We start from the raw sequence: 19,948 nt of genomic DNA on the forward strand, positions 1-19,948 counted from the left end.
GAAAGAAACCTGTGTCATGGGTCCACTCTGGCTCAGATGGGCATGGATGGCTATCGACTTCGCGAAGGCAAGTGTTTAGTTTATCTAAATGCATAATCTGAACAGCATTCCCCTCTCTGCGTTACGCACCATTGAGGCAATCGCGCGTCATGGAACTCTACGCGCAGCCGCTGAGGAGCTGGGCGTCACCTCCGGCGCGCTGAGCCAGCGCCTTGGTAAGGCGGAAGAGATTTTGGGGCAGGTGCTGTTTCACCGGACCTCAAAGGGTCTGCACCCAACAGAGATTTGCACGCGGATCGCCCCCCGGCTGTCCGCCGCAATGGCAGAGCTGTCTGCCGTATTGAGCGAGGTGCGAAACCGGCAGGGTGATGCGCTGACGCTGACGGTGGCACCGATCTTTGCCAGCCGATGGTTGATCTGGCGGTTGCGGCGCTTCAATGACACCAATCCGCACATCCGGCTCAGCGTTATACCCACCGCGGATGTGATTGATCTGAATACCTCTGACGTCGATATCGGTATCCGGGTCAGCGAAAGCGGTCCTCTGGGCGCAGAGGCGACGCCGCTGTTGGTGCAGCGGGTGTTTCCGGTTTGCGCGCCTGAGATCGCAGCTCAGATCCGCGCACCAGAAGATCTGTTTCGTTTTCCAGTGATCCGGGAGGATGCGCGGCTCTATGGCTGGGCCTCTTGGCTTGCGCACATTGGATTGGCGGAGCAGGAAATCCCTGCCGGACCAACGTTTGCGGATTCCTCGCTCTGCCTTGATGCGGCGATGACCGGGCAGGGTGTGTTCATGGCATGGGAAACTCTGGCGTGCGACGCGCTGGAGCGGGGGCAGGTTGCCGCTCCTCTTGCGCATCGCGCCGACACAAAGGCCACCTATTGGTTTGCCGTCGCCCCCCATGCGGCGCGCAACCCAGCGGTAAAGGTATTTCGGGTGTGGTTGGAGGCAGAACTCGCATGTTCGATGGCGTTCTGGGGCAAATCTTAATTCAGCGGGCCCAGAGACTAAGGCCCGCTGAATTAGCGACATCACACATCGTATGCTTGATCCAGATCTGTGCGGAATTGTGCGTGGAACATCTGATCGCCAATAATGTGCAGGTGGTTGGTTCCCGGCACTACCGTGGCTGCTGACGCACGCGGGGAGTAGCGCCGCCAGTCTACCAGATTGAGGCCACGGCTCAGACTGTCTCCGGCACTGTAAGAACGCACCGGGACATCCAGGCGCGACACCTGATAGCGCCGAAATACCAACGCGTTGTCGATCAGCACCCAAAAGGTGTGCTCTCGGCTCGACACCTCTGGCCCATCAACGGGTAAAGGGTCCGCCTCATTGCCGATAAAGCGCAGGAATTGCGCATAACACAGCTCATCCATCGCATCGATCAGCGCATCCCACTGAGGGCGCATCCGGGTCTGAGCCAGCCAGCGCCGCAGGTCCACCTCCAGTTGCTCCCGTTCGCCGGGAGCGAACTCTGGCACTGCGCCCGGCGCAAAATCGCGACCCAGATCGCAGACATCCACCATTCCCACCATCTGAATATCGACGTCATCGTGCAACTGCCGGGCCGCTTCCCAAGCAAGAAGGCCACCCCAACTCCAGCCAAGGAAAGCACAAGGATGCCCTTTGCTCTCGCGGCGAATGTGATCAACGTAGTCCGCAACGACCTCCGGTACCGAGACATTGAGGCGCTTTTCCTCGTTGAGCGAATGGCAGAGAAAACCCGTGACAGGCTGATCCGCGTCCAATGCAGCGGTGAGGCGCATGTATTCGCGGGTGGAAACCAAAAGCCCCGGAAAACAATAAAGCATCGGCCGATGGCCGGTGCCGCGCAGTGCAATGGCCTGCCGTCCTGTGGAACGCCCCGTTGCGATCCGCGCGGCCAGTTGCCGCACAGTGGGCGCATCAAACAGATCCGCGATGGTCAACGGCGTTGCCGGCCAGTGCTTGCGCATTTCGGCAATCACCTTGAGCGCAATCAGGGATTTGCCACCACACGCAAAAAAGTCATCGGTGACGCCAAGCGCTGAATTGCCGATCTGCGTGCGCCAGATCCGGAACATTACGGTCTCGGTCTCGCCGTCTGGAGCCACATTTTTGGTGGCGTTCTGGCGCGTTCCGGGTAAGGGCAGGGCAGTGCGGTCGAGTTTGGCATTGGCGTTGGTCGGCATCCGGTCCAGTACCACAATCGCTGCGGGGATCATGTGGCGAGGCAGTCGCGCTTCCAGCGCCCGCATCAGATCTTCTTCCTGCACCTGAGGCGGCGCGACCACATAGCCAACGAGACGTTTGTGCCCGTCATCTTCGCGCAACAGCACCAGAGCCTCCGAGACATCTGTCTGGTCCAATAATGCGGCCTCTATTTCACCGGGCTCAATACGATACCCGTTGAGTTTGACCTGCAGGTCGACGCGGCCCAGAAACTCGATGGTGCCATCCTCACGCCAGCGTCCAAGGTCGCCGGATTTGTAAAGACGCGCAGCTTCCCGTCCATCCAGATCGGGCGCAAAGGGATCGGGAATGAAACGCTCTGCGGTGGTGCCGGGGCGGTTTACATAGCCGCGCGCGACACCTTCGCCACCAAGATGGATCTCACCCACGACACCGATTGGGCAGGGCATCATGTTTGCATCAAGCACATAGGCGCGGCGGTGCCCCACAGCGCGACCCAGAGGGGCGTAGGCGCCCTCGAATTTAGTACCCGCCCGCACCTTCCAGACCATCGGCGTCATAATCGTCTCGGTAGGTCCGTAGCCATTGATCAGAAGGGGCGCGCGCAGTTCATCTGACAGCAGCTCAAAGGTGCTTTGGGCCAGCCCTTCACCCCCAAAGGAGAAAAGCCGCATATCCGGAGCTTCGCCAGTTTCGCGCGCCCATTCGGCCAGTTGCTGCAGGTATGTCGTCGGGATCGAGGCATTATTGCAGCCATGGGTTCGCATCGCGGCCAAGGTTTGCTCAGGCGTCCAAAGCGGGCCATGCGGGATCACCGCTGAACCACCCATCATCAGCGGGTTCATCCAGCGTTCGTGACCACCGTCCGAAGAAAACGGCAAGAAGGGCAGCTCTCGGCTCTCGGCGCTCATCTCGTAGACACGAGCGGTGTCTTGCAGGTGGTCACTCAGAGGGCCGTGTTCCACCGCGACCCCCTTCGGTTTGCCGGTAGAGCCGGAGGTATACATGATGTAAGCGATTTGATCGCGGTGGATGGGGACCTCGGGGTTATACTCTGGCTGGTCCGCGCCGGGTTCATCATCAAGGCACAAGACATGCGCCGCGATCCCCTGCGGGAGGCGGTTCAGATAGCGGCGACGGGTCACCACAACGGCGACACCCGCATCCGTCAAAATATGGTGATTGCGGCTCTCCGGGTGGTCTGGTTCGACTGGAATATAGGCTCCACCCGCCTTCAGCGCGGCAAGGATCGCCATCACAGCGTCGATCCCGCGTTCCACCATAATCGCCACTGGCATTTCTGCGCGCACACCACGCGCGATGAGGTGGTGAGCCAATTGATTGGCGCTGCGGTTCAGGCGATCATGGCTCCAGGACTCGCTATCTGAAATCAGCGCGGTTTTTTCCGGTGTCAGGCGCGCGTGCTCTGCGATTAGGTCATGAACCGGACGGGGATCGTTCTCCGCGTCGTCTGCATAAGGCGCAGAGAGATGGTCAAGCTCATCCTCCATAAGAAGTGGAATGCGCGCCACCGGGAGTTCGGGTTCCTTGAGGCCGGTGCACAAAACCCGCGCCAGATGGGTGAGCAGCCGCTCGATAAGCGCGGGTTCGAATAGGTCACGAGCGTAATTGGCGTGTAGTGTAAGACCGCCGTCTTGGTGCCGTTGCGCAATCAGTAGGCACTCGCCCTGTGTGGCAGGTTGCGGCGGATCAAGGCGTCGCAGCCCCTCTGGCAGGGATTGATAACCCACGACATGCAGCGTGACCGCCCCCATGACATGACGATCTGCCCCATCCCTGCGCAACATGTCCTGTACCAGTTGCGCAGACGAAAGGGGCCGCGCGCGCGCCTCTGATATAGCGCCTGCCGTGTGGCGCAGCGCTGAGGGGAATGATGCATAAGGGGTTAGCGCAAGACAAAGCGGCAGGAGATCCTCGCTGCGGCGCTGGCTGAAGGGGCGGGTCTCACCAAGCGCAAAGCGCAGGCGGCTTTGACCGCTGTAGCGCATCAGCACAATGCCAAGCGCAGTGGCTATCGAGGTTTCCGCCGTGGTGGCGTCAATCCCAAACGGGGAGAGGGTCTCGGCGTCAATCGAAAGCTGTGTATGGCCGCGGAAGGTGCCTTCTTTGCCGTTGTAACGCTGTGGCAAGCGGACATTCAGGATTTCGGGGTCTTGCAGCAGCTTACGCCAGTGTTCGAGGCGCTTGCGTTCTGCCTCGGTTGATACGGGGATCGGTTTCGGCAGATCTTCAGAAGATGTGCTTTCTTGGGTTAAGGCCTGCGCAAAACGGGCAGCAATTTGATTAAGGACACCCTGATCCGCCAGAACCGGATGCAAGGCGACGCCGAGGAGGCTGCCTGTTTCACCACTGCCGACGTAAACGGCGGCCAGCGGCCCCGAGTCGAGAGAGAAACGCGCGTTCGTAAGGGTGGTTTCAAACTCCTCTATTGGGACTTCGCTCACCGCGATCTTATGAGAGGCAATTTCCTTGCGCCGAAAGGCACCCCCGGCCTGGCGGACCAGACGGGTGGCAAAAACCGGATTATTCGCAATCATCTCCGTCGCAGCGCGGCAGATATCGGCGACACTCCACCGAGGATCAATGGCAAGACGCAGGCGCTGGATCACAAAAGGCGCCAGTTGCCCCACTTGATCATGGGCACAAATCTGCGCCTCCGCGTGCGAGAGTGCATCATGCGTGTGGGGGAGGGTGGTATCCGTCGTCATGCCATAGCCTCCTTCAGCGCAGCAGGGCGGGGATCCCGCCAGTTCTGCTCCACCCTCGCAAGGCAATCGGCGTGACATTCGGGTGCGCCTTGTGCCTGCCAACCTGCAGGCACCGGTAGCGCGGCGGGCCAGACCGACCAGCGGTCTTCGGTGTTTTTCACGCAGATCCAGAGTTCGGGGTCAGGGTGCGTCATCGGGCTCTCCCATTAAAAACGTATCGAGTCTGAGACGTCAGCCGCCGCGTGAAATTCACCCTTCGGGAGAGATTTTCTCGGGCCAGAGTGAATTTTCGGGCCGCTCTTGCGTCCTATTGGGACGAAACCCGCTCCGCGCGACCCGATGCCCATATTTATTTGGATTTTGCTCCCATGCCGCACCTGAGCCCTATTGACCTTGGCAGCCCGCGACTGGGGCGCACCTTGTTGCGGATTGCATTGCCAACAGTCGGAGGTCTTACGATCAACGCGACCCATCAGGGGGTGGATGCTTATTTTGTTGGGCAGCTGGGACCCGAAGCTCTGGCAGCTGTCAGTCTGGCACTGCCGCTTGCGGGGGTGACTGCGGCGCTTGGGGTCGGGTTGGGGGTAGGCTGTGCCACCCATGTCGCGCGCGCGCTCGGCGCGGGGACACGCGCCGAAGCCGGGCAGGTGGCCTCTGCGGCAATGGGACTGTGTCTGCTTCTTGCGACGATCCTTGCCGGTGTCCTTTGGAGCGGGCGTGGGGTGCTGCCGGATCTGCTTGGCGCAGCAGAGGGCGTCGCAGCTCCTGCGCAGGCCTACCTTTCGATCATGGCGTTTTCCGCCGCTTTGGGCATGGTGCAAATCCTGTGTGATTTCATAGCGATAGGCGAGGGGAATGCACGGTTTAGCTTACTGACGCTTTGTCTGTGCTTTGGTCTCAATATCCTGCTCGACCCGCTTTTGATCTTTACCGCGGGGCTTGGCGTTTCGGGCGCAGCCCTTGCCACGGTGCTGGCGCAGCTTGCGACGTTGATGCTCTATGTGTGGTATTTCGCGCGCCAGCGCGGCGCATTGCGTCTGCGCCCCAACCTCAACCCTGCGGCGCGGGCATGGCTTTGGCCGGTGCTGCGTGTCGGGTTGCCAGAGGCGGGGTCGGTCCTGCTGACGAGCCTTGCGTTTGTGGTGATGTACCACATGGCAGGTCGGCTTGAGGGGGCAGAAGGGCAGGCGGCGATGGGGATCGCCCTGCGGCTCTGGCTGATGGCGAGCCTTCCGGTTGAGGGTTTTTGCCTCGGAGCGCAGCCGTTGCTGTCACATGCCGCCGGGGCTGGAAACCTGCTCCGGTTGAGCTGCGCGATGTTCTGGATCGTGGGTGTCTCCGTTTCTGGCGGTGTGCTGATGGCGATATCAGGGCTGCTGGCACCTCTACCTCTCGTTCAGCTCTTTACGGGTAACGAGACCGTCACAGCACTTGCCGTGCCCGCTGTCTGCCTGTTGTCGATGTCGCTGCCTGCCGTCGCCCTGCGGCATGCCACGCAAGTGCTGTTGCAGGCCACGCTCAGAGTGCGGCTCGCTGCTGTATTGGCACTGGCTCCACTGGGTTGGTTGCTTTTGCCGCTGCTCATCTGGTTGGTTCCGCGATTTGGCTTTGACGCTCTCGCGCTCAGCCTTGCTGCCGCCACGCTTTTGACCGGCGTCGGTGCGGCGCTGATCCTGTGGCGCATGCCACGCCCCTCAAACTCCGGAGTTCTCGCATGAAAGATCACGAAATCCAGCACTTCAGCGATCTGGATCGCTTGACTGAACCCTTGATTGGACCAGAGACCGCGATGCCCCATGATGCCAGTTCAGTGCCAATCTTCCAGACGTCCTCATTCCTGTTTGATCGCTATGAAGACATGGCCGCAGTCTTTGCAGGTCAATCTGATCGCTACATTTATACCCGAGGTAACAATCCCACTGTAGCAGAACTAGAGGCGCTGATCGCCCGCATGGAAGGGGTCGAGGCCGCGCGTGGTTTCGCCTCTGGCATGGCGGCGATTGCATCTGCGGTGCTGCCCTTTGTAGAGGCGGGCAGCCGGGTGGTGGCTGTCAATAATCTCTATTCTGATGCCTTCCGCCTGTTTGAGTGCGTGCTGAAAAAATTCGGTGTTACCACAGATTACGTGGATGGCACCGATACAGAAGCTGTTCTGGCAGCCTTGCCCGGTGCCAGCCTGATCTATCTGGAAAGCCCCGCCTCATGGAGTTTCACCACGCAGGATCTGCGCGCCATAGGGGCCGAAGCACGTAGGCTTGGGGTGGTCTCGGTGATCGACAACAGCTGGGCGACACCGCTGTTTCAGCGACCGGCAGAGTTTGGCGTCGACCTCATCGTACACGCGGCATCCAAATATCTCGCCGGACATTCCGACACCATTGCTGGGCTGGTGGCAGGGCCAAAGGCCCTGATGGACCGGATCAATCATGAGGCTTATCACTACCTTGGTGGTAAAATGTCTCCCTTTGACGCGTGGTTGGTGCTGCGCGGTATGCGCAGCTTGCACCTGCGGATGGCGCGCCATTGTGCAAACGGTCTGGCGTTGGGGCGCGCTCTGAGTGCCGATGCTGCGGTGACTCATGTGCGTCATCCGGCCTTTGAGGCGAACCCCGGCAACGCGTGCCTGTCAGGCTATGGCGGGCTCTTCGCCTTTGATCTGGATGACAGCGTCGATATCGCGCGATTTACCAACGCCTTGCGGGTGGTGAAAATCGGCGTGAGCTGGGGTGGGCCAGAGAGTTTGGTGATCCCGGCGCAGGCTGCATTAGGGCTATCTGGTGCGGCCAATGTGTTCCAGCGATTTGGCACTCCGGCGGGATCGGTGCGCATCGCAGCGGGGCTTGAACAACAAGAGGCCTTGGTAGAGGACGTGCTGAACGCCATTGAGGAGGGTCGCAGGTGACAGAAATCAAACCGCTAGCCGAGGGCGAAGCATGGGCCGGGGCAAAATGGTACGACCTTGCAGATCGCGAAAGCGGCGCGGTGCGACGTGTCTTCCTCTGGGTGCCGCCTGAGGCCGCAGGACAAGCACCGACCGAGGGTTGGCCTGTTCTCTATATGACCGACGGCAATGCGGTGATCGCGACAGCAATCGATGCAATGCGCGCACAGGCCTGCTACCCGTCGGGAACCAACACCGGCTGGGGTGTTCTGGTGGCGATTGGCTATCCCACCGACGACGCCTATGATCCTTTTCGGCGAAGCTGGGACCTCGGCCCGCCACCGGGGCAAAACTACCCGCCTTTCTGGGATGACGGTGAGGAGGTGCGCACCGGCGGCGGCGGCGAAATGGCGCGGTTCCTGCTGGAGGATGTGCGTTCTTTCGTGGCCGCCAAGGTCCGGGTCAATCCAGAGCATCAGGGGTTATTTGGTCACTCCTTTGGTGGTCTGTTTGCGCTCTGGCTGCTGTTTCAGAACCCCAAGGCCTTTAGCCACTGGATCGCGGCCAGCCCGGCGATCACCTGGGAGGAGAGTTTCCTGCTGGATCATTTGTCTCGCTTTTATGCGGGCGCGGCGCAAGCCTATGTGCATTTGTCGGCGGGCGAATGGGAGGGCGACCATCTGGCCCCCTTTCAGACCCAAGCACCCGAGGCTGCAGAGCGTTTGAAAGAGAAGGCAAAGACCCGCACAATTGCCGCCGCACAAGAGATGGCCGCCACCCTGTCAAAACATCCGGGCCTAACCGCAGACTACGAGACCTATGGCGGGGAAAACCACATGTCGGTGCTTCCCGTGGCTGTGAACCGCGCGATCCAGCGGGTATTTGCCTTGAGTTGACGTCTGCGCAAAAGGTCACGTGTAAATCTGATTTTTTCTGCGAAGTGTGACTGAATTTCTGCCGACTTCCTCCGTCCCTTTAGCAAGCCTGCCCGATTGAGCAGGCGATTGCTAACGGAGGATGATTTGTCACTGGATACACTCACTTCACAGCCCTTGCCGATCCACGCCCGACGACACGGCGATGTGGTTCAGGTTCGTGGCAATGGCAGAGAGATCAACCTGCCGGTTGCCCATCTGGGCGGTGGGCGGCTGGCGCTGAGACCCGCTTCAGAGGGTGTGCCAACCCACAATGAAACGCTTGCGGCCTGTGAAGCTCTGAGCAATCACGCCACCGAAGAGGTGCTGGTGGTTCTGGACCGTGCGCTCTGGAGCGCGCGTGAGGCGCAACTGCTGAAATCCGGCTGTGCTCAGGTTCTGGATGGCGACACTCTTGGCGTTTTTCCCGAGCTCTTGTGGCAATTGCCCGATCTCTGGCTCCCCGAGCCACACACAGTGTTCCCGCAGGTGATGATGCCGGGTCCGCATGGCGCGCATCCGCTGCGCCCGGCAAAGCCTATTGGTACGCTTTATCACCGGTATATCCCTTGGCTCGATCAGGTGTTCAGCCTGCGCGCATTGGAGCGCGAAGCGGATCTTCCACTGTTTCACCGCTGGATGAACGACACCCGCATAGCCGCTTTCTTTGACGAGGCCGGAACGATGGCGGAACACCAAGGCTACTTGGCGCGTATGGCTGATGATCCGCACATGATGCCGGTGTTTGGGTGCCTGAACGGGGTGCCGCTGTTTTACTTTGAGCTCTATTGGGCGCGCGAAAATCGCATTGGTGCCCATTATGAGGCCGGGGCCTGGGATCACGGTTGGCATGTTCTGGTCGGTGAAGAGCACGCCCGTGGCGCTGACTATATCACCGCATGGTTGCCGTCCCTGATGCACTACATGTTCCTTGCAGAGCCTCGGACGCAGGCGCTGGTCGGAGAGCCTGCAGCGAGCCATCACCAGCAGATCCGTAATCTGACGCGGTCGGGCTTTGCCCGCGTGAAAGATTTCGATTTTGCGCATAAGCGCGCGACGCTTGTGCGTCTGGAACGTGACTATTTCTTCAAATCCCGCCTCTGGGCGCGCCCGGATCCAGAAGACCCCGGTCGCCCGTTGCGCCTGTCCTGTTCTGCCCTGTTGACCCGAGGAAATACGAAATGACAGATCTCCACACGCCCTACGACATGATTGGGATTGGGTTTGGCCCGTCGAACCTCGCCCTTGCGATTGCACTGCAGGAATGTGCCGCACCGCTCAACGCCTTGTTCCTTGAGGCCAAGCCTGAGTTTGCTTGGCATCCGGGCATGCTGTTGGATAATTCCGACATGCAGGTATCCTTCATCAAGGACTTGGTGACACTGCGAAACCCGGCAAGCCCGTTCTCTTTCCTCAGCTACCTCCATGCCAAGGGTCGGATTGAGCGGTTCGTGAACCGCAAGACCTTTTTCCCAAGTCGCCATGAGTTCAACGACTACTTCACATGGGCGGCGGACCAGATGCAGGACGTCTGCGTCTATGACCAGCGCGTTGAGGCAGTTGCGCCTGTTCAGGGAAACAGCGGCACTGTTGAGCTGCTGGACGTCGTGACGACGGATGCAAGCGGCAGAGAAAGCCGCCGCCGCACCAAAGATCTGGTTCTGGCCATCGGTGGCGCACCTAATATTCCAGAAGCCTTTGCCAACTTGCGGCGAAACTCAGCGGTTTTGCACAGTTCGTCCTATGTGACCCAAGGCAAACCGAAACTGGCATCTGCAGAACACCCATTGCGTATTGCCGTGATCGGCAGCGGGCAAAGTGGCGCCGAGATTTTCTGGGACTTGGTCAACGATCCAGCGCAACCCAATGTGGACCTGATTTTCCGCGGTCAGGCTCTGAAGCCCTCGGATGACAGCCCCTTTGTAAACGAGATTTTCGATTCTGCGTTTACCAGCGACATGTACAACCGCCCCAAGGCGGTGCGCGAGGCCTTTCTGACGGAATACGCCCACACCAATTATGCCGTGGTCGATGGTGATCTGATCGACCAGATCTATGGCGTGTTTTATGAACAGGAGGTCAGCGGCACCGAGGCGCATAGACTGTGGCGCAATACGCAGGTTCATTCCGCACTGGCGGTGGACGATGGAGTCGAACTCACGCTGAGCCAGCGCGGTGACGTGTCCCGGCAGCGATACGATCTTGTCATTCTGGCCACCGGATACACGCGTCGTCTTGATGACACGATATTGTCGGACTTAGCGCCGTGGCTGACCGCAGAGGAGGCCGAGCGCAGCTATCAGGTGCCGACGCGTGAGGGTTTCCAACCGCGCCTTTTCCTGCAGGGATACTGCGAGGCAACCCATGGGCTGAGCGATACGTTGCTGTCCATTTTGCCCCGACGCGCCGAAGAAATTACGCATCGCCTGATATCTGGCAACGCGCCGATGCAGAAGGCTTTGACAGCGGCGGAGTGATGATAAGACATGGCGATATCTGGCTGACTGCTGTTGATCGCAACAGGAACCATTTGACCGGGAAACCGCGAGCTAGTATCGAACGATATACAACCTAGGGATGATTTCACCTCAGGCAGTTTTCGCCCGTTCTGAAAGCCGGCCGCGTTCTGTTTCGGCCATCTGACCCTAGGATTCGCCATGTCTCTCCCGCACCAAGACCCGGTGTGCGAACTGCTCATTCGTGAGCTGGTTGCGCGCCGAAAACTGCACCTTTGCGAAGCATTGAAGGTCGTCAAACAGAGGGAGGCGGCCGAAGACGTGCTTCAAAATACCGCCCTCAAATGCATGATAAAACCACCGAGCCAAGCTCCGAGCAATCTAAAATGTTACATCGCAAAAATGGTTCGCAACGCCTCTATCGACTACCTGCGCAAACACAAACGAGAGTTGCCAACGGATTTTGATGATGAGGCAGTGACGGGCTGCGCAGAGATAACGTCGATTTGCGGGCGCGTGCATCTGGAGGATAAGCAAACGCTCTGCGAGGTGATAAAGGCGCTCTGCGCTCAATCAGAGCGAAAGCAGGACATATTCCTGCGTTGTCGTCTAAAGGACGAGCGGCAGAAGGATATTGCCGCCGAGCTGGGTTTATCTCCTGCCAGGATCAACGGTGTGGTGAAGCAGGTTGAGGGGGCTTGTAACGCAGCCATTGCGCGTACCGAGATGTAGGGGGAAACAGGTTTCCGATATGCGGCGTGATGATTTGACGGTGTTGCACAGATTGGCGTCTGATCAAAATCAATGCTTCCGATGTGATCTGACATCTGGGCGTTTGGCAGGTCGCGTTTAGTTCGGGAACTTTCCCCAGATTTCACCTCGATCATGGTCTGGGCTGGCGTCTTGCCACAACACATCTTGCCCTGATGACCGGGCATGTGGTGGGTATGCTACAGCCATTCCTCTAGATCGGCCTGCAGCGTGTTGATGCTGTCATAGAGTTTCTTGCGGAACGCCACCTTATCTCACTCCTGCAGGACGGTCTTGTGGAGGGGGCATTTTCGCCAGTACCTTCTTTGGGCTTGCGGCCGAGGAGCCCGAGGTGAAGACGGGGATAGTCGACGCGACCTACCGCAACCCATATCACGGAGATCAGCCTGAGATTGAAGTAAGAAGAGGATGGCGGGCTGGTCGTGCGGAGTTTGAAGGATCAAAATTGGATCCAGTGGGCGTTGTTTCAGAACTTTGACGCCTGAGACTTAACGTCGCGAATTCATGCGGCTACATGGGCCGCACACGCAAACTCCTTCGCACCGGCGGCTATCGCACGACGAACAGGTCTAGCTGCAACGTGTCGGTGCGTAGGCGGGGGGCTTTGCTGAACTGGGTCGACGAGGGCATGATCTGGCGCACGTCGCGTTACGGCTCGGGGCACCCGCCGTTGTTTTCGGCGCTGCTATCCAGTTTTGCCTGTCCATAAATCTGCTGAAAGGGATTCGAAGCGCTTTTGCCGGAAAGGAGATCGACCGAATGGTTTGCAAAGCCGAAGCAGTTGAGTGCCGTTTTCTCGGTGGGGCGCCCATGCAAAAAAATTAGAAGCTGAGGATTTTCGCCTTGTAGTACCTACGTTTTCTTGGCTATACGCGTCAGCGGAGATGTGGCCGAGTGGTCGAAGGCGCTCCCCTGCTAAGGGAGTAGGCCCGGAAGGGTCTCGTGGGTTCGAATCCCATCGTCTCCGCCAGAAACCCTGTTTCTGGTCCCTGATTTTGCGGAATGCCCTAAGTTTTCCGCAGTTTGTCCATCAAATGGGCGCTGTTGCACAAATCAGCTAACAGCCAGAGTTCCCCTTTCCCCGGACACACTTATCCTAGGGCCAAGGTGACAGGGATGCCGAGGACGGTGAAGCGGTTCATGACCGCCGCACGGATCTGAACTTCGGCGACCTGGCGGTCGAAGTCCCGTGACATTAACCTCTGGCCGAGCAGCTTCACGCAGTTCATTTTCGTCTCCACCCTGCTGCGGAGGTGATATCCGCTCCAGTTTCGCCACAGCGCCCGACCCAAGTGCTTCGATGCACGCAGGATCCCGTTTCGCGCCCGGGCTCCGGCCGTGTCCGGCTTCCAAGGCCTCGCAGTCCGCCTCGGCGGAATGACCGCCGCCGCGCCGCGGGCCGCGATGGCATCATGGCAAGCGCGGGTGTCATAGGCGGTGACGGTGGCGATCTCCTCCTCCGCCGGGAGCTGGGCAAGCAGGTCCGGCAGCATCGGCGCGTCGCCGATGTTGCTGGAGGTGACCTCGACCGCCCGGATCTCCAATGTTTCCTCATCGATCCCGAGGTGGATCTTGCGCCAAACCCTGCGTCGCGAGCCACCCATTGCCCGGCAACATATGCTTGCATGTGTGAGAGGGATGCTTGCGCGTGTGCCACTCGCCTTCACCTTCCACCTTGATGCCGGTACTGTCGACGAGCAGGTGAAGCGCGCCCTTGGAGCCCCGATACGGGATGGTGACGTCCAAGGCTTTTTGGCGACGCGACAGGGTGCTGAAGTCAGGCACGGACCAGCCAAGGCCGGACAGTTCCCGCAAGCTCGCAACGAACCCTGTCGCCTGGCGGAGTGGCAGCCCGAGGAGGACCTTCAGGGTCAGGCAGGCCTGGATCGCGGCGTCGCTATAGGACTGCTGGCGTCCGCGCCGCCCGGACGGCACCGCCTCCCACTGCATAGAGGGATCGAACCAGACGGTCAGCGAACCGCGCTGCCTCAGCGCCTGATTGTAGCTCTTCCAGTTGGTCGTCTTGTATGTCGTCTTCGGAGGTCTGCTCATGCTGCACAGCTAGCATGCTGGATTCACAAGATGAATCCCCAGGGTTTTCCGCAACAACGCCGGTCACCGGTAGCAATATCGGAGATGCACCTGTTCTACCGGAGCTGCTCAACCAGATCCCGACCGGCGAAGAGATTGGCTCCGTGACGGCTGGCGACGCCTACGACACTCGGAAGTGTCACGAAGCAATCGCCGCCCGTGGTGGCGCCGCGCTCATCCCATCACGCAAGAACGCGAAACCCTGGAAGCCGACGAGCCCGGGCGCGGTTGCACGAAACGAAGCCCTGCGCGCATCAAAGTATCTGGGCCGCGCAATCTGGAGACGGTGGAGCGGATATCACCGCCGGAGCCGTGTCGAGGCAAAGATGAACTGCATCAAGTGGCTTGGCCAATCACTCATGGCCCGTGACTTCGACCGCCAGGTCGCGGAGTTGCAGGTTCGTATCGCCGTGCTCAACGGGTACACCGCGCTCGGCATTCCGGTCACAGTGGCTGTAGGGTAAATCCGTCCGAGGAAAGGGGAACTGTGGTCAGGCCTCGATTTGTGCAACAACGCCACGCGTCGGTCATCGACGTGAGGTTTGCCGTGAGCCTTTAGAGAGAAAGGTTTCAGCCCTGCCATCTGCGCGTCGGTTAGCCAGAAAAGGTTGCTCATGCCGCCGCTCCATTCTTGAAATCGTGACGCACGTTCTGGCGGGAATTAATGCATCCTGAACCTAGGGGACGGAGCGAAGGGGGGAGCAATTAGATGTTTCAAATCTCGCCGCCTTAGGTCAGTGCGGGCGAGGTCTCCGTAACCGCTTCGCACGATATCACGGCCGTGCGCGCCCCGCAGGGTCAGCGCCGCGTGCAGATCCGGAAACAGGTCGAAGACTTCTCGACGATCAGCGCTGCTCAGGCTGCGGAGCGCTTCCGGGCCGGGCCAGAAGGTTTCGGTGGCACAGCCGTCGGCAAAGATCACTTGATGGGCTTCCGTCATCAGGTGAATGTAGCAGGTCGGTGCGTCGTTTCGGTCAGTCATGACGTGTTCTGGATCCAACTCCTGCAGCAGACGGGCGCGCACGAAGGGCATGGGTTCGGGCAGGCTGCCCTCGCGGATGACAAAACGATGCTGTGGTGACACGCGCATCAGACGTTCATTGCCAGCCCGCCCACCAGGGCGCAGCAAAACAGGCCGCAGGTGAGGGTTGCGACGCAGTTCCGCTCGGGTCAATCGGCGCTTGCCGGCCCAGATGACTGGCACCAACCCATTGTCGGCGGTCTGGAGCATGTCACCGGTGCGGATGTGCTCGACTGGAATCTCGCCGTTTGCAGTCAGGATCCGTGCGCCGGGGGTGAAGCAGGGAATCCCAGCGGCAAAAAGCTGATCGTGGGTGGTCATCTGGTTCGGGGCGACGCCCTGCAGCACCAGTTGTTCGCCGTCCGGAAACGTGAGCAGTGCATTGCCGAAGCCGTCGTCGGACGTGCTGACGTCGGACGTCCGGACCATGCCGCCTTGCCCGGAGCCACCGCTTAGCTCGGAGACGTCGAGCTGATCGTTGTAGAACCCATTCGCGTCATCATCGCTGAGATCGAAATCAGTGATGGCGTCGGTGCCGCCCGAAGCGGAGAGAGTGATTTGATCGTCGCCCAGTCCACCAGTAAAGCTGTCATCGCCGCTGCCCCCCTGCAGCGTATCATTGCCGTCACCCGCGTCGATATTAACGCCTACGCTGTCGTTACGCGCATCCACCACATCGTCTTGATCGGTGAGAACGAGTTCTTCGATCTCGGAAAACTGGATGGTGTCAGTGCCGTCGGTGATGAAGCCTGTCTCGTTGCCCGTATAGGTCACCGTCACAGGGCCAGTCATATAGGATAGGTCGACTATATCCTGATCGTTACCAGCCTCGCCCCCGACGATCGTGTCGTTGCCGAAGTTGTCCTCGATGCGGAAAGTGTCCGCGTCCGCCTCGCCGTACATCTCGTCATCACCGGTGCCGCCGACCAGGAGATCCGCGTCATTGCCACCGTACATGGTGTCATTTCCGGTGCCGCCCTCGAGAGTATCATCACCGTCGGTGGCGATGATACTGTCATGTCCGCTTCCGCCCACAAGGCTGTCGTTGCCGGCGGAGTTGCGCAGCGTATCGTCGCCTTCGCCGCCATAGAGGGTGTCGTTGCCGAGGCCGGTGGTCAGGCTGTCGTTGCCGGCACCGCCATAGATCAGGTCATCGCCGTCACCGCCCGAGATGGTGTCGTCGTTGTCGCCACCATCAATGGTGTCATTGCCGGCGCCGCCTTCCATGTAGTCGAATCCTGCGCCGCCGGACATCGTGTCATGCCCTTCCTCGCCGAACATGCTGTCATCGCCGGTGCCGCCAACCATGCTGTCGTCATCGACGCCAGCATACATTGTGTCATTGCCGTCGTCGCCTTCAAGCGTGTCGTTGCCTTCGGTGGCCACGATGCTGTCATCGCCGACGCCCCCCACGAGACTATCGTCCCCGGCGGAGTTGTGCAGGGTATCGTTGCCCTCGCCGCCCAGAAGCGTGTCGTTGCCGATGCCGGTGGAGAGGCTGTCGTCCCCCTCGCCGCCGTCGATCAGATCATCACCGTCGCCACCGGACATGGTATCGCCACCGCGTCCCCCGATCAGGGTGTCCGCGCCGATGCCACCTGAGAGAACATCGTCTCCGTCGCCACCGTCGATACTGTCGTCGCCTTCGCCGCCATCCAGCAGGTCATTGCCGCCCTGACCAAAGATCACGTCCGAACCCTGTCCGCCCATCAGCGTGTCGTTGCCCCCATCAATGGGGGTGTAGACGGCGTCTTCGATCAGATCGCCAGAGAGAGTGAACCCCGAAGGCGTGTTGCGCGCTTCAAGGGTGAAGTTGATCGAGGAACGGCCCTCGAACTCGGCTGAGAACCAGGCGTCCTGATCGTCGGGGCTGTTCTGTTCTGTGCCTGCCGCCCGAATTGTGGTGCCGTCGTTGCTGACGTTGAGGCTGCTGTCATCGGAGGTCCCAAAAGCACTGTATTGGTCTGTGTCTAGCGAGACCGCCTCGACGTCGTAGTTGTAATAGTTCTGGTCCAGGTCATTGAAGGTGGCGGTAGAGTTGAGCGCGACCGCCTCACCTGTGGTCGGATCAAAAAACTCCAGCCGGAATTCGGCGGTGTCGCCGTATCCGTAGCCGTCAATGAGGAGTTCTGCGCCGCGTTCTCCAGAGAGATCAATTTGCATGTTCGGGTCAGACGCGCCGACCAGTACGACACGCCCCCAGACGGATGTTCCATCGTCGAGAAATGCGACATCGCGGTAAACGGCGGAATCGCCGACCCCAGCGCTGTTTGTGGTGTAGGTCTGGCTCACCAGGTTGTTGATGTCGAGGACCAGTGGCGTGGCATCTGCACCTTCGGAGCCGCTCTCATCGCCCATCAGCGTATCATTGCCGGCGCCACCGGTGACATGGTCGTGGCCGCGCCCCGCAAGGACCGCATCGTCTTCGTTTGTGCCGCTCAGCGTGTCGTCCGAGTCTCCGCCAAAAAGCAGCTTGTAGAGACCGTTGCCGTTGCCGTTCCCATTGCCAAGGCCATAGGCGTTGCTGTTCCCATTGCCGAGGCCAAGGTTCACAAGGACGTTTTCGATAAGCCCGTTGTCCTCGTCTTCTTCCTCTTCTTCCTCTTCTTCCTCTTCTTCCTCTTCTTCCGGTTCGACCAACTCGTCCCACGGGGCAAACGCATCCACCTCGAAGGTTTCAAGCTCCGTCAGCCAAGCCGGGTCTGCATCCTGCAGGGCGTCGCAGTCTGCTGCCAGGGTCTGAATGGGGTCTTCGGAGGCGGGTTTGGTCATCGGGCGTCTCTTGTATGGCAGAGACCACAGCGCCATGGTGGCGCTCCGGTCAGATTGCAGGCAGCTAGATAGGGAACATATTCAGCTTGCAGAAATTTTCGGTTAATTCCGCTGCTCTGGTGTCAGCCCATAAAAAAAGGCCCCGGAAACCGTCCGGGGCCTTTGTGGTTTAAGTGATGCGGCGCAGGTGTGGCGCGGATCAGGTCTCTTCCAGCAGGCAGGCCACCTTGGCGTTTTCCGGGCCTTTCAGCTCCGGACGGATGCTGCGGCAGGCATCGATTCGCTTCGGGCAGCGGGACTGGAACAGGCAGCCCTGCGGCAGGTTCAGCGGGCTGGGCAGGTCGCCGTTCAGCACCTGTGGCGTGGTTTTCACCCGCGGATCCGGCACCGGCACCGCCGACAACAGCGCCTGGCTGTAGGGGTGGCGGGGGGTGTCAACCACCGCGCCTGCCGGGGCTCTTTCCATCACACCGCCCATATACATCACCAGCACGTCGTCCGAGATATGGCGCACCACGCCAAGGTCATGCGCCACAAACACCAGCGTCAGCCCCATCTCATCCTGCAGCTCTTTCAACAGGTTGATGACCTGCGCCTGAATCGACACATCCAGCGCCGAGACCGGTTCGTCACACAGCAATACCTGCGGCGTCGAGACCAGCGCCCGGGCGATGCCGATGCGCTGACACTGGCCGCCGGAGAATTCATGCGGGAACCGGTTGAAGTTGCGCTCCGGGATGCCGACACGATCCAGCATCTCGCGGGTGGCGCGCTTGCGCTCCGCGCCGGACATGTCGGGGCGGAAATAGGTCAGCGGTTCGGCCACGATATCGCGGATGGTCATGCGCGGGTTGAGCGAGGCAATGGGATCCTGAAAGATCATCTGCATCCGGCGACGCAATTCCTGCATGTCGGCGCGGCGGCTGTAGTCCATGGTGCGCCCGTCCAGTTGCACGGTGCCGCCGGAAGGTGTCACCAGCCCGGCGATGGCGCGGATCAGGGTGGATTTGCCGCAGCCGGACTCGCCCACGATGCCCAGCGTCTTGCCCCGGTGCAGGTCAAAGCCGACGCCATTGACGGCATGTAGCGCATTGGCCGGGGACCAGGGCCATTTCTTACCCTGATTGATGGCAAAGGTGACCCTGAGGTCGGAGACGGAAAGGATCGGATCGGTCATGTCAGCTCCTCCACGGGGCGGATGCAGGCGCGTTGCTGGCGGTCTCCGGTTAGCTCCGGCAGGGTCTGGTGGCAGCCGGGGATGGCGTCGACGCAACGCGGTGCAAAGGGGCAGGCGACAGGGGCGCGTGTCTGGTTCGGCGGGCTGCCGGGGATCGCCGCAAGGCTGGCGCTGGCATCGCTGATATTGGGCACCGCGCGCAGCAGGCCACGGGTGTAGGGATGACCCGGCGCGTCGAACAGGTCGAGCGTCGGTGCCGCCTCCATCACCCGGCCCCCATAGAGCACCAGCGTGTCCTCGCAGAACCCCGCCACCACGCCGAGGTCATGGGTGATCAGCATCACGGCGGTGCCAAGCTCGCGCTGGATCTCGTCCAGTAGCGACATGATCTGCGCCTGCACGGTGACGTCGAGCGCGGTTGTCGGCTCATCCGCGAGGATCAGTTTCGGCTTGCAGATCAGTGCCATGGCAATGACGATCCGCTGCCGCATGCCGCCCGAAAACTCGTGCGGATAGGCGGTCAGGCGGTTCTTTGCATCCGGGATTTGCACCGCCTCCATCACCTCCAGCACGCGCTTGCGGGCATCGCTGCGTGACAGCCCCTCGTGCTGTTCCACCACTTCGCCCAGCTGGCGCTCGATCCTCATGTAGGGATTGAGCGAGCTCATCGGGTCCTGAAAAATGATGCCGATATCCTTGGCCCGGATGCGGTTCAGTTTGGCGGAGGGCAGGGTCAGCAGGTTTTGCCCCTCGTAGAGCACTTCGCCCTCGGCCTCGGCGTTGTTGGCCAGAAGCCCCATGATCGACATGGCGATCTGGGACTTGCCGGAGCCGCTCTCGCCCACCACGGCCAGTTTCTGGCCCTTGGCGATGTCGAAGCTGACGTCATTGACCGCATGCACGTAGCCATCGCCGGTGCGGAAGCGGATGTTCAGGTTGTTGACGGAAAGAAGGCTCATG

The 19,948-nt window shown here is 60.3% G+C and carries 12 protein-coding genes, 1 tRNA gene and 5 pseudogenes; 10 read left to right on the forward strand and 8 right to left on the reverse strand.

The features are described from left to right. Positions 1-88: 88 nt before the first annotated feature. Positions 89-991 carry a LysR substrate-binding domain-containing protein gene (locus CLV89_RS02155; protein WP_106161981.1) on the forward strand — a complete coding sequence of 301 codons (903 nt, stop codon included), beginning with the start codon at positions 89-91 and terminating at the stop codon, positions 989-991. A gap of 41 nt (positions 992-1,032) precedes the next feature. Here the strand turns inward: CLV89_RS02155 and CLV89_RS02160 are convergent, their stop codons facing one another. Beyond that, a complete protein-coding gene (locus CLV89_RS02160) occupies positions 1,033-4,905 on the reverse strand; it encodes a non-ribosomal peptide synthetase (RefSeq protein ID WP_165798077.1) in 3,873 nt (1,290 codons plus the stop codon). Further along, positions 4,902-5,099 (reverse strand): MbtH family NRPS accessory protein, encoded by a 198-nt coding sequence (locus CLV89_RS02165; RefSeq protein ID WP_065334610.1) that lies wholly within the window; start codon positions 5,097-5,099, stop codon positions 4,902-4,904. Before CLV89_RS02165 ends, CLV89_RS02160 begins: the two co-directional genes overlap by 4 nt. 174 nt (positions 5,100-5,273) lie before the next feature. Between CLV89_RS02165 and CLV89_RS02170 the strand changes: the two genes are divergently transcribed. The 6 genes from CLV89_RS02170 to CLV89_RS02195 all read left to right on the forward strand — a co-directional run bounded on the left by CLV89_RS02170 (position 5,274) and on the right by CLV89_RS02195 (position 11,888). Next, entirely contained in the window at positions 5,274-6,623 is a 1,350-nt protein-coding gene (locus tag CLV89_RS02170; protein ID WP_133166693.1) for an MATE family efflux transporter, read from the forward strand. Continuing rightward, the gene (locus CLV89_RS02175) at positions 6,620-7,807 is read left to right on the forward strand and encodes a PLP-dependent transferase (RefSeq protein ID WP_106161984.1); all 1,188 of its coding nucleotides are present in this window, start codon (positions 6,620-6,622) and stop codon (positions 7,805-7,807) included. Before CLV89_RS02170 ends, CLV89_RS02175 begins: the two co-directional genes overlap by 4 nt. After that, positions 7,804-8,682 carry an alpha/beta hydrolase gene (locus tag CLV89_RS02180; RefSeq protein ID WP_106161985.1) on the forward strand — a complete coding sequence of 293 codons (879 nt, stop codon included), beginning with the start codon at positions 7,804-7,806 and terminating at the stop codon, positions 8,680-8,682. The genes CLV89_RS02175 and CLV89_RS02180 overlap by 4 nt, the downstream gene beginning before the upstream one ends. A gap of 126 nt (positions 8,683-8,808) precedes the next feature. Further along, positions 8,809-9,885, forward strand: coding sequence for a GNAT family N-acetyltransferase (locus tag CLV89_RS02185; RefSeq protein WP_133166694.1), 1,077 nt, complete (start codon positions 8,809-8,811; stop codon positions 9,883-9,885). Next, positions 9,882-11,177: a lysine N(6)-hydroxylase/L-ornithine N(5)-oxygenase family protein gene (locus tag CLV89_RS02190; protein WP_106161987.1), complete on the forward strand. Its 1,296-nt coding sequence runs from the start codon at positions 9,882-9,884 to the stop codon at positions 11,175-11,177. Before CLV89_RS02185 ends, CLV89_RS02190 begins: the two co-directional genes overlap by 4 nt. Positions 11,178-11,357: 180 nt before the next feature. After that, positions 11,358-11,888 (forward strand): RNA polymerase sigma factor, encoded by a 531-nt coding sequence (locus tag CLV89_RS02195; protein WP_106161988.1) that lies wholly within the window; start codon positions 11,358-11,360, stop codon positions 11,886-11,888. Positions 11,889-12,028: 140 nt separating this feature from the next. On the opposite strand, the pseudogene CLV89_RS23200 reads toward CLV89_RS02195, so the two are convergent. Beyond that, a pseudogene (locus tag CLV89_RS23200) lies at positions 12,029-12,205 on the reverse strand (IS481 family transposase); the annotation flags it as partial. 236 nt (positions 12,206-12,441) lie between these two features. Here CLV89_RS23200 and CLV89_RS22840 point away from each other — a divergent pair. Then, positions 12,442-12,644 (forward strand): annotated as a pseudogene (locus tag CLV89_RS22840) (transposase); the annotation flags it as partial. A gap of 163 nt (positions 12,645-12,807) precedes the next feature. Next, positions 12,808-12,897 (forward strand) — tRNA-Ser (locus tag CLV89_RS02205). Positions 12,898-13,018: 121 nt separating this feature from the next. Here CLV89_RS02205 and CLV89_RS02210 read toward each other — a convergent pair. After that, positions 13,019-13,979: pseudogene (locus CLV89_RS02210) on the reverse strand (IS5 family transposase). A 62-nt stretch (positions 13,980-14,041) separates the two neighbouring features. On the opposite strand from CLV89_RS02210, the pseudogene CLV89_RS02215 reads away from it, so the two are divergent. Next, positions 14,042-14,482, forward strand: a pseudogene (locus CLV89_RS02215) (IS5 family transposase); the annotation flags it as partial. A gap of 53 nt (positions 14,483-14,535) precedes the next feature. On the opposite strand, the pseudogene CLV89_RS02220 reads toward CLV89_RS02215, so the two are convergent. The 4 genes and pseudogenes from CLV89_RS02220 to CLV89_RS02235 form a co-directional block, all read right to left on the reverse strand. Next, positions 14,536-14,634 (reverse strand): annotated as a pseudogene (locus CLV89_RS02220) (IS5/IS1182 family transposase); the annotation flags it as partial. A gap of 45 nt (positions 14,635-14,679) precedes the next feature. Next, complete coding sequence (locus tag CLV89_RS02225; RefSeq protein ID WP_106161989.1) at positions 14,680-17,811, reverse strand: Hint domain-containing protein; 3,132 nt, start codon at positions 17,809-17,811, stop codon at positions 14,680-14,682. Between the two features lie 199 nt (positions 17,812-18,010). Next, a complete protein-coding gene (locus tag CLV89_RS02230) occupies positions 18,011-18,988 on the reverse strand; it encodes an ABC transporter ATP-binding protein (protein WP_106161990.1) in 978 nt (325 codons plus the stop codon). Further along, entirely contained in the window at positions 18,985-19,947 is a 963-nt protein-coding gene (locus CLV89_RS02235) for an ABC transporter ATP-binding protein (protein ID WP_106161991.1), read from the reverse strand. The genes CLV89_RS02230 and CLV89_RS02235 overlap by 4 nt, the downstream gene beginning before the upstream one ends. Between the last annotated feature and the right edge of the window lies 1 nt (position 19,948).

Source organism: Tritonibacter scottomollicae (genome assembly GCF_003003215.1).
Lineage (GTDB): Bacteria > Pseudomonadota > Alphaproteobacteria > Rhodobacterales > Rhodobacteraceae > Epibacterium > Epibacterium scottomollicae.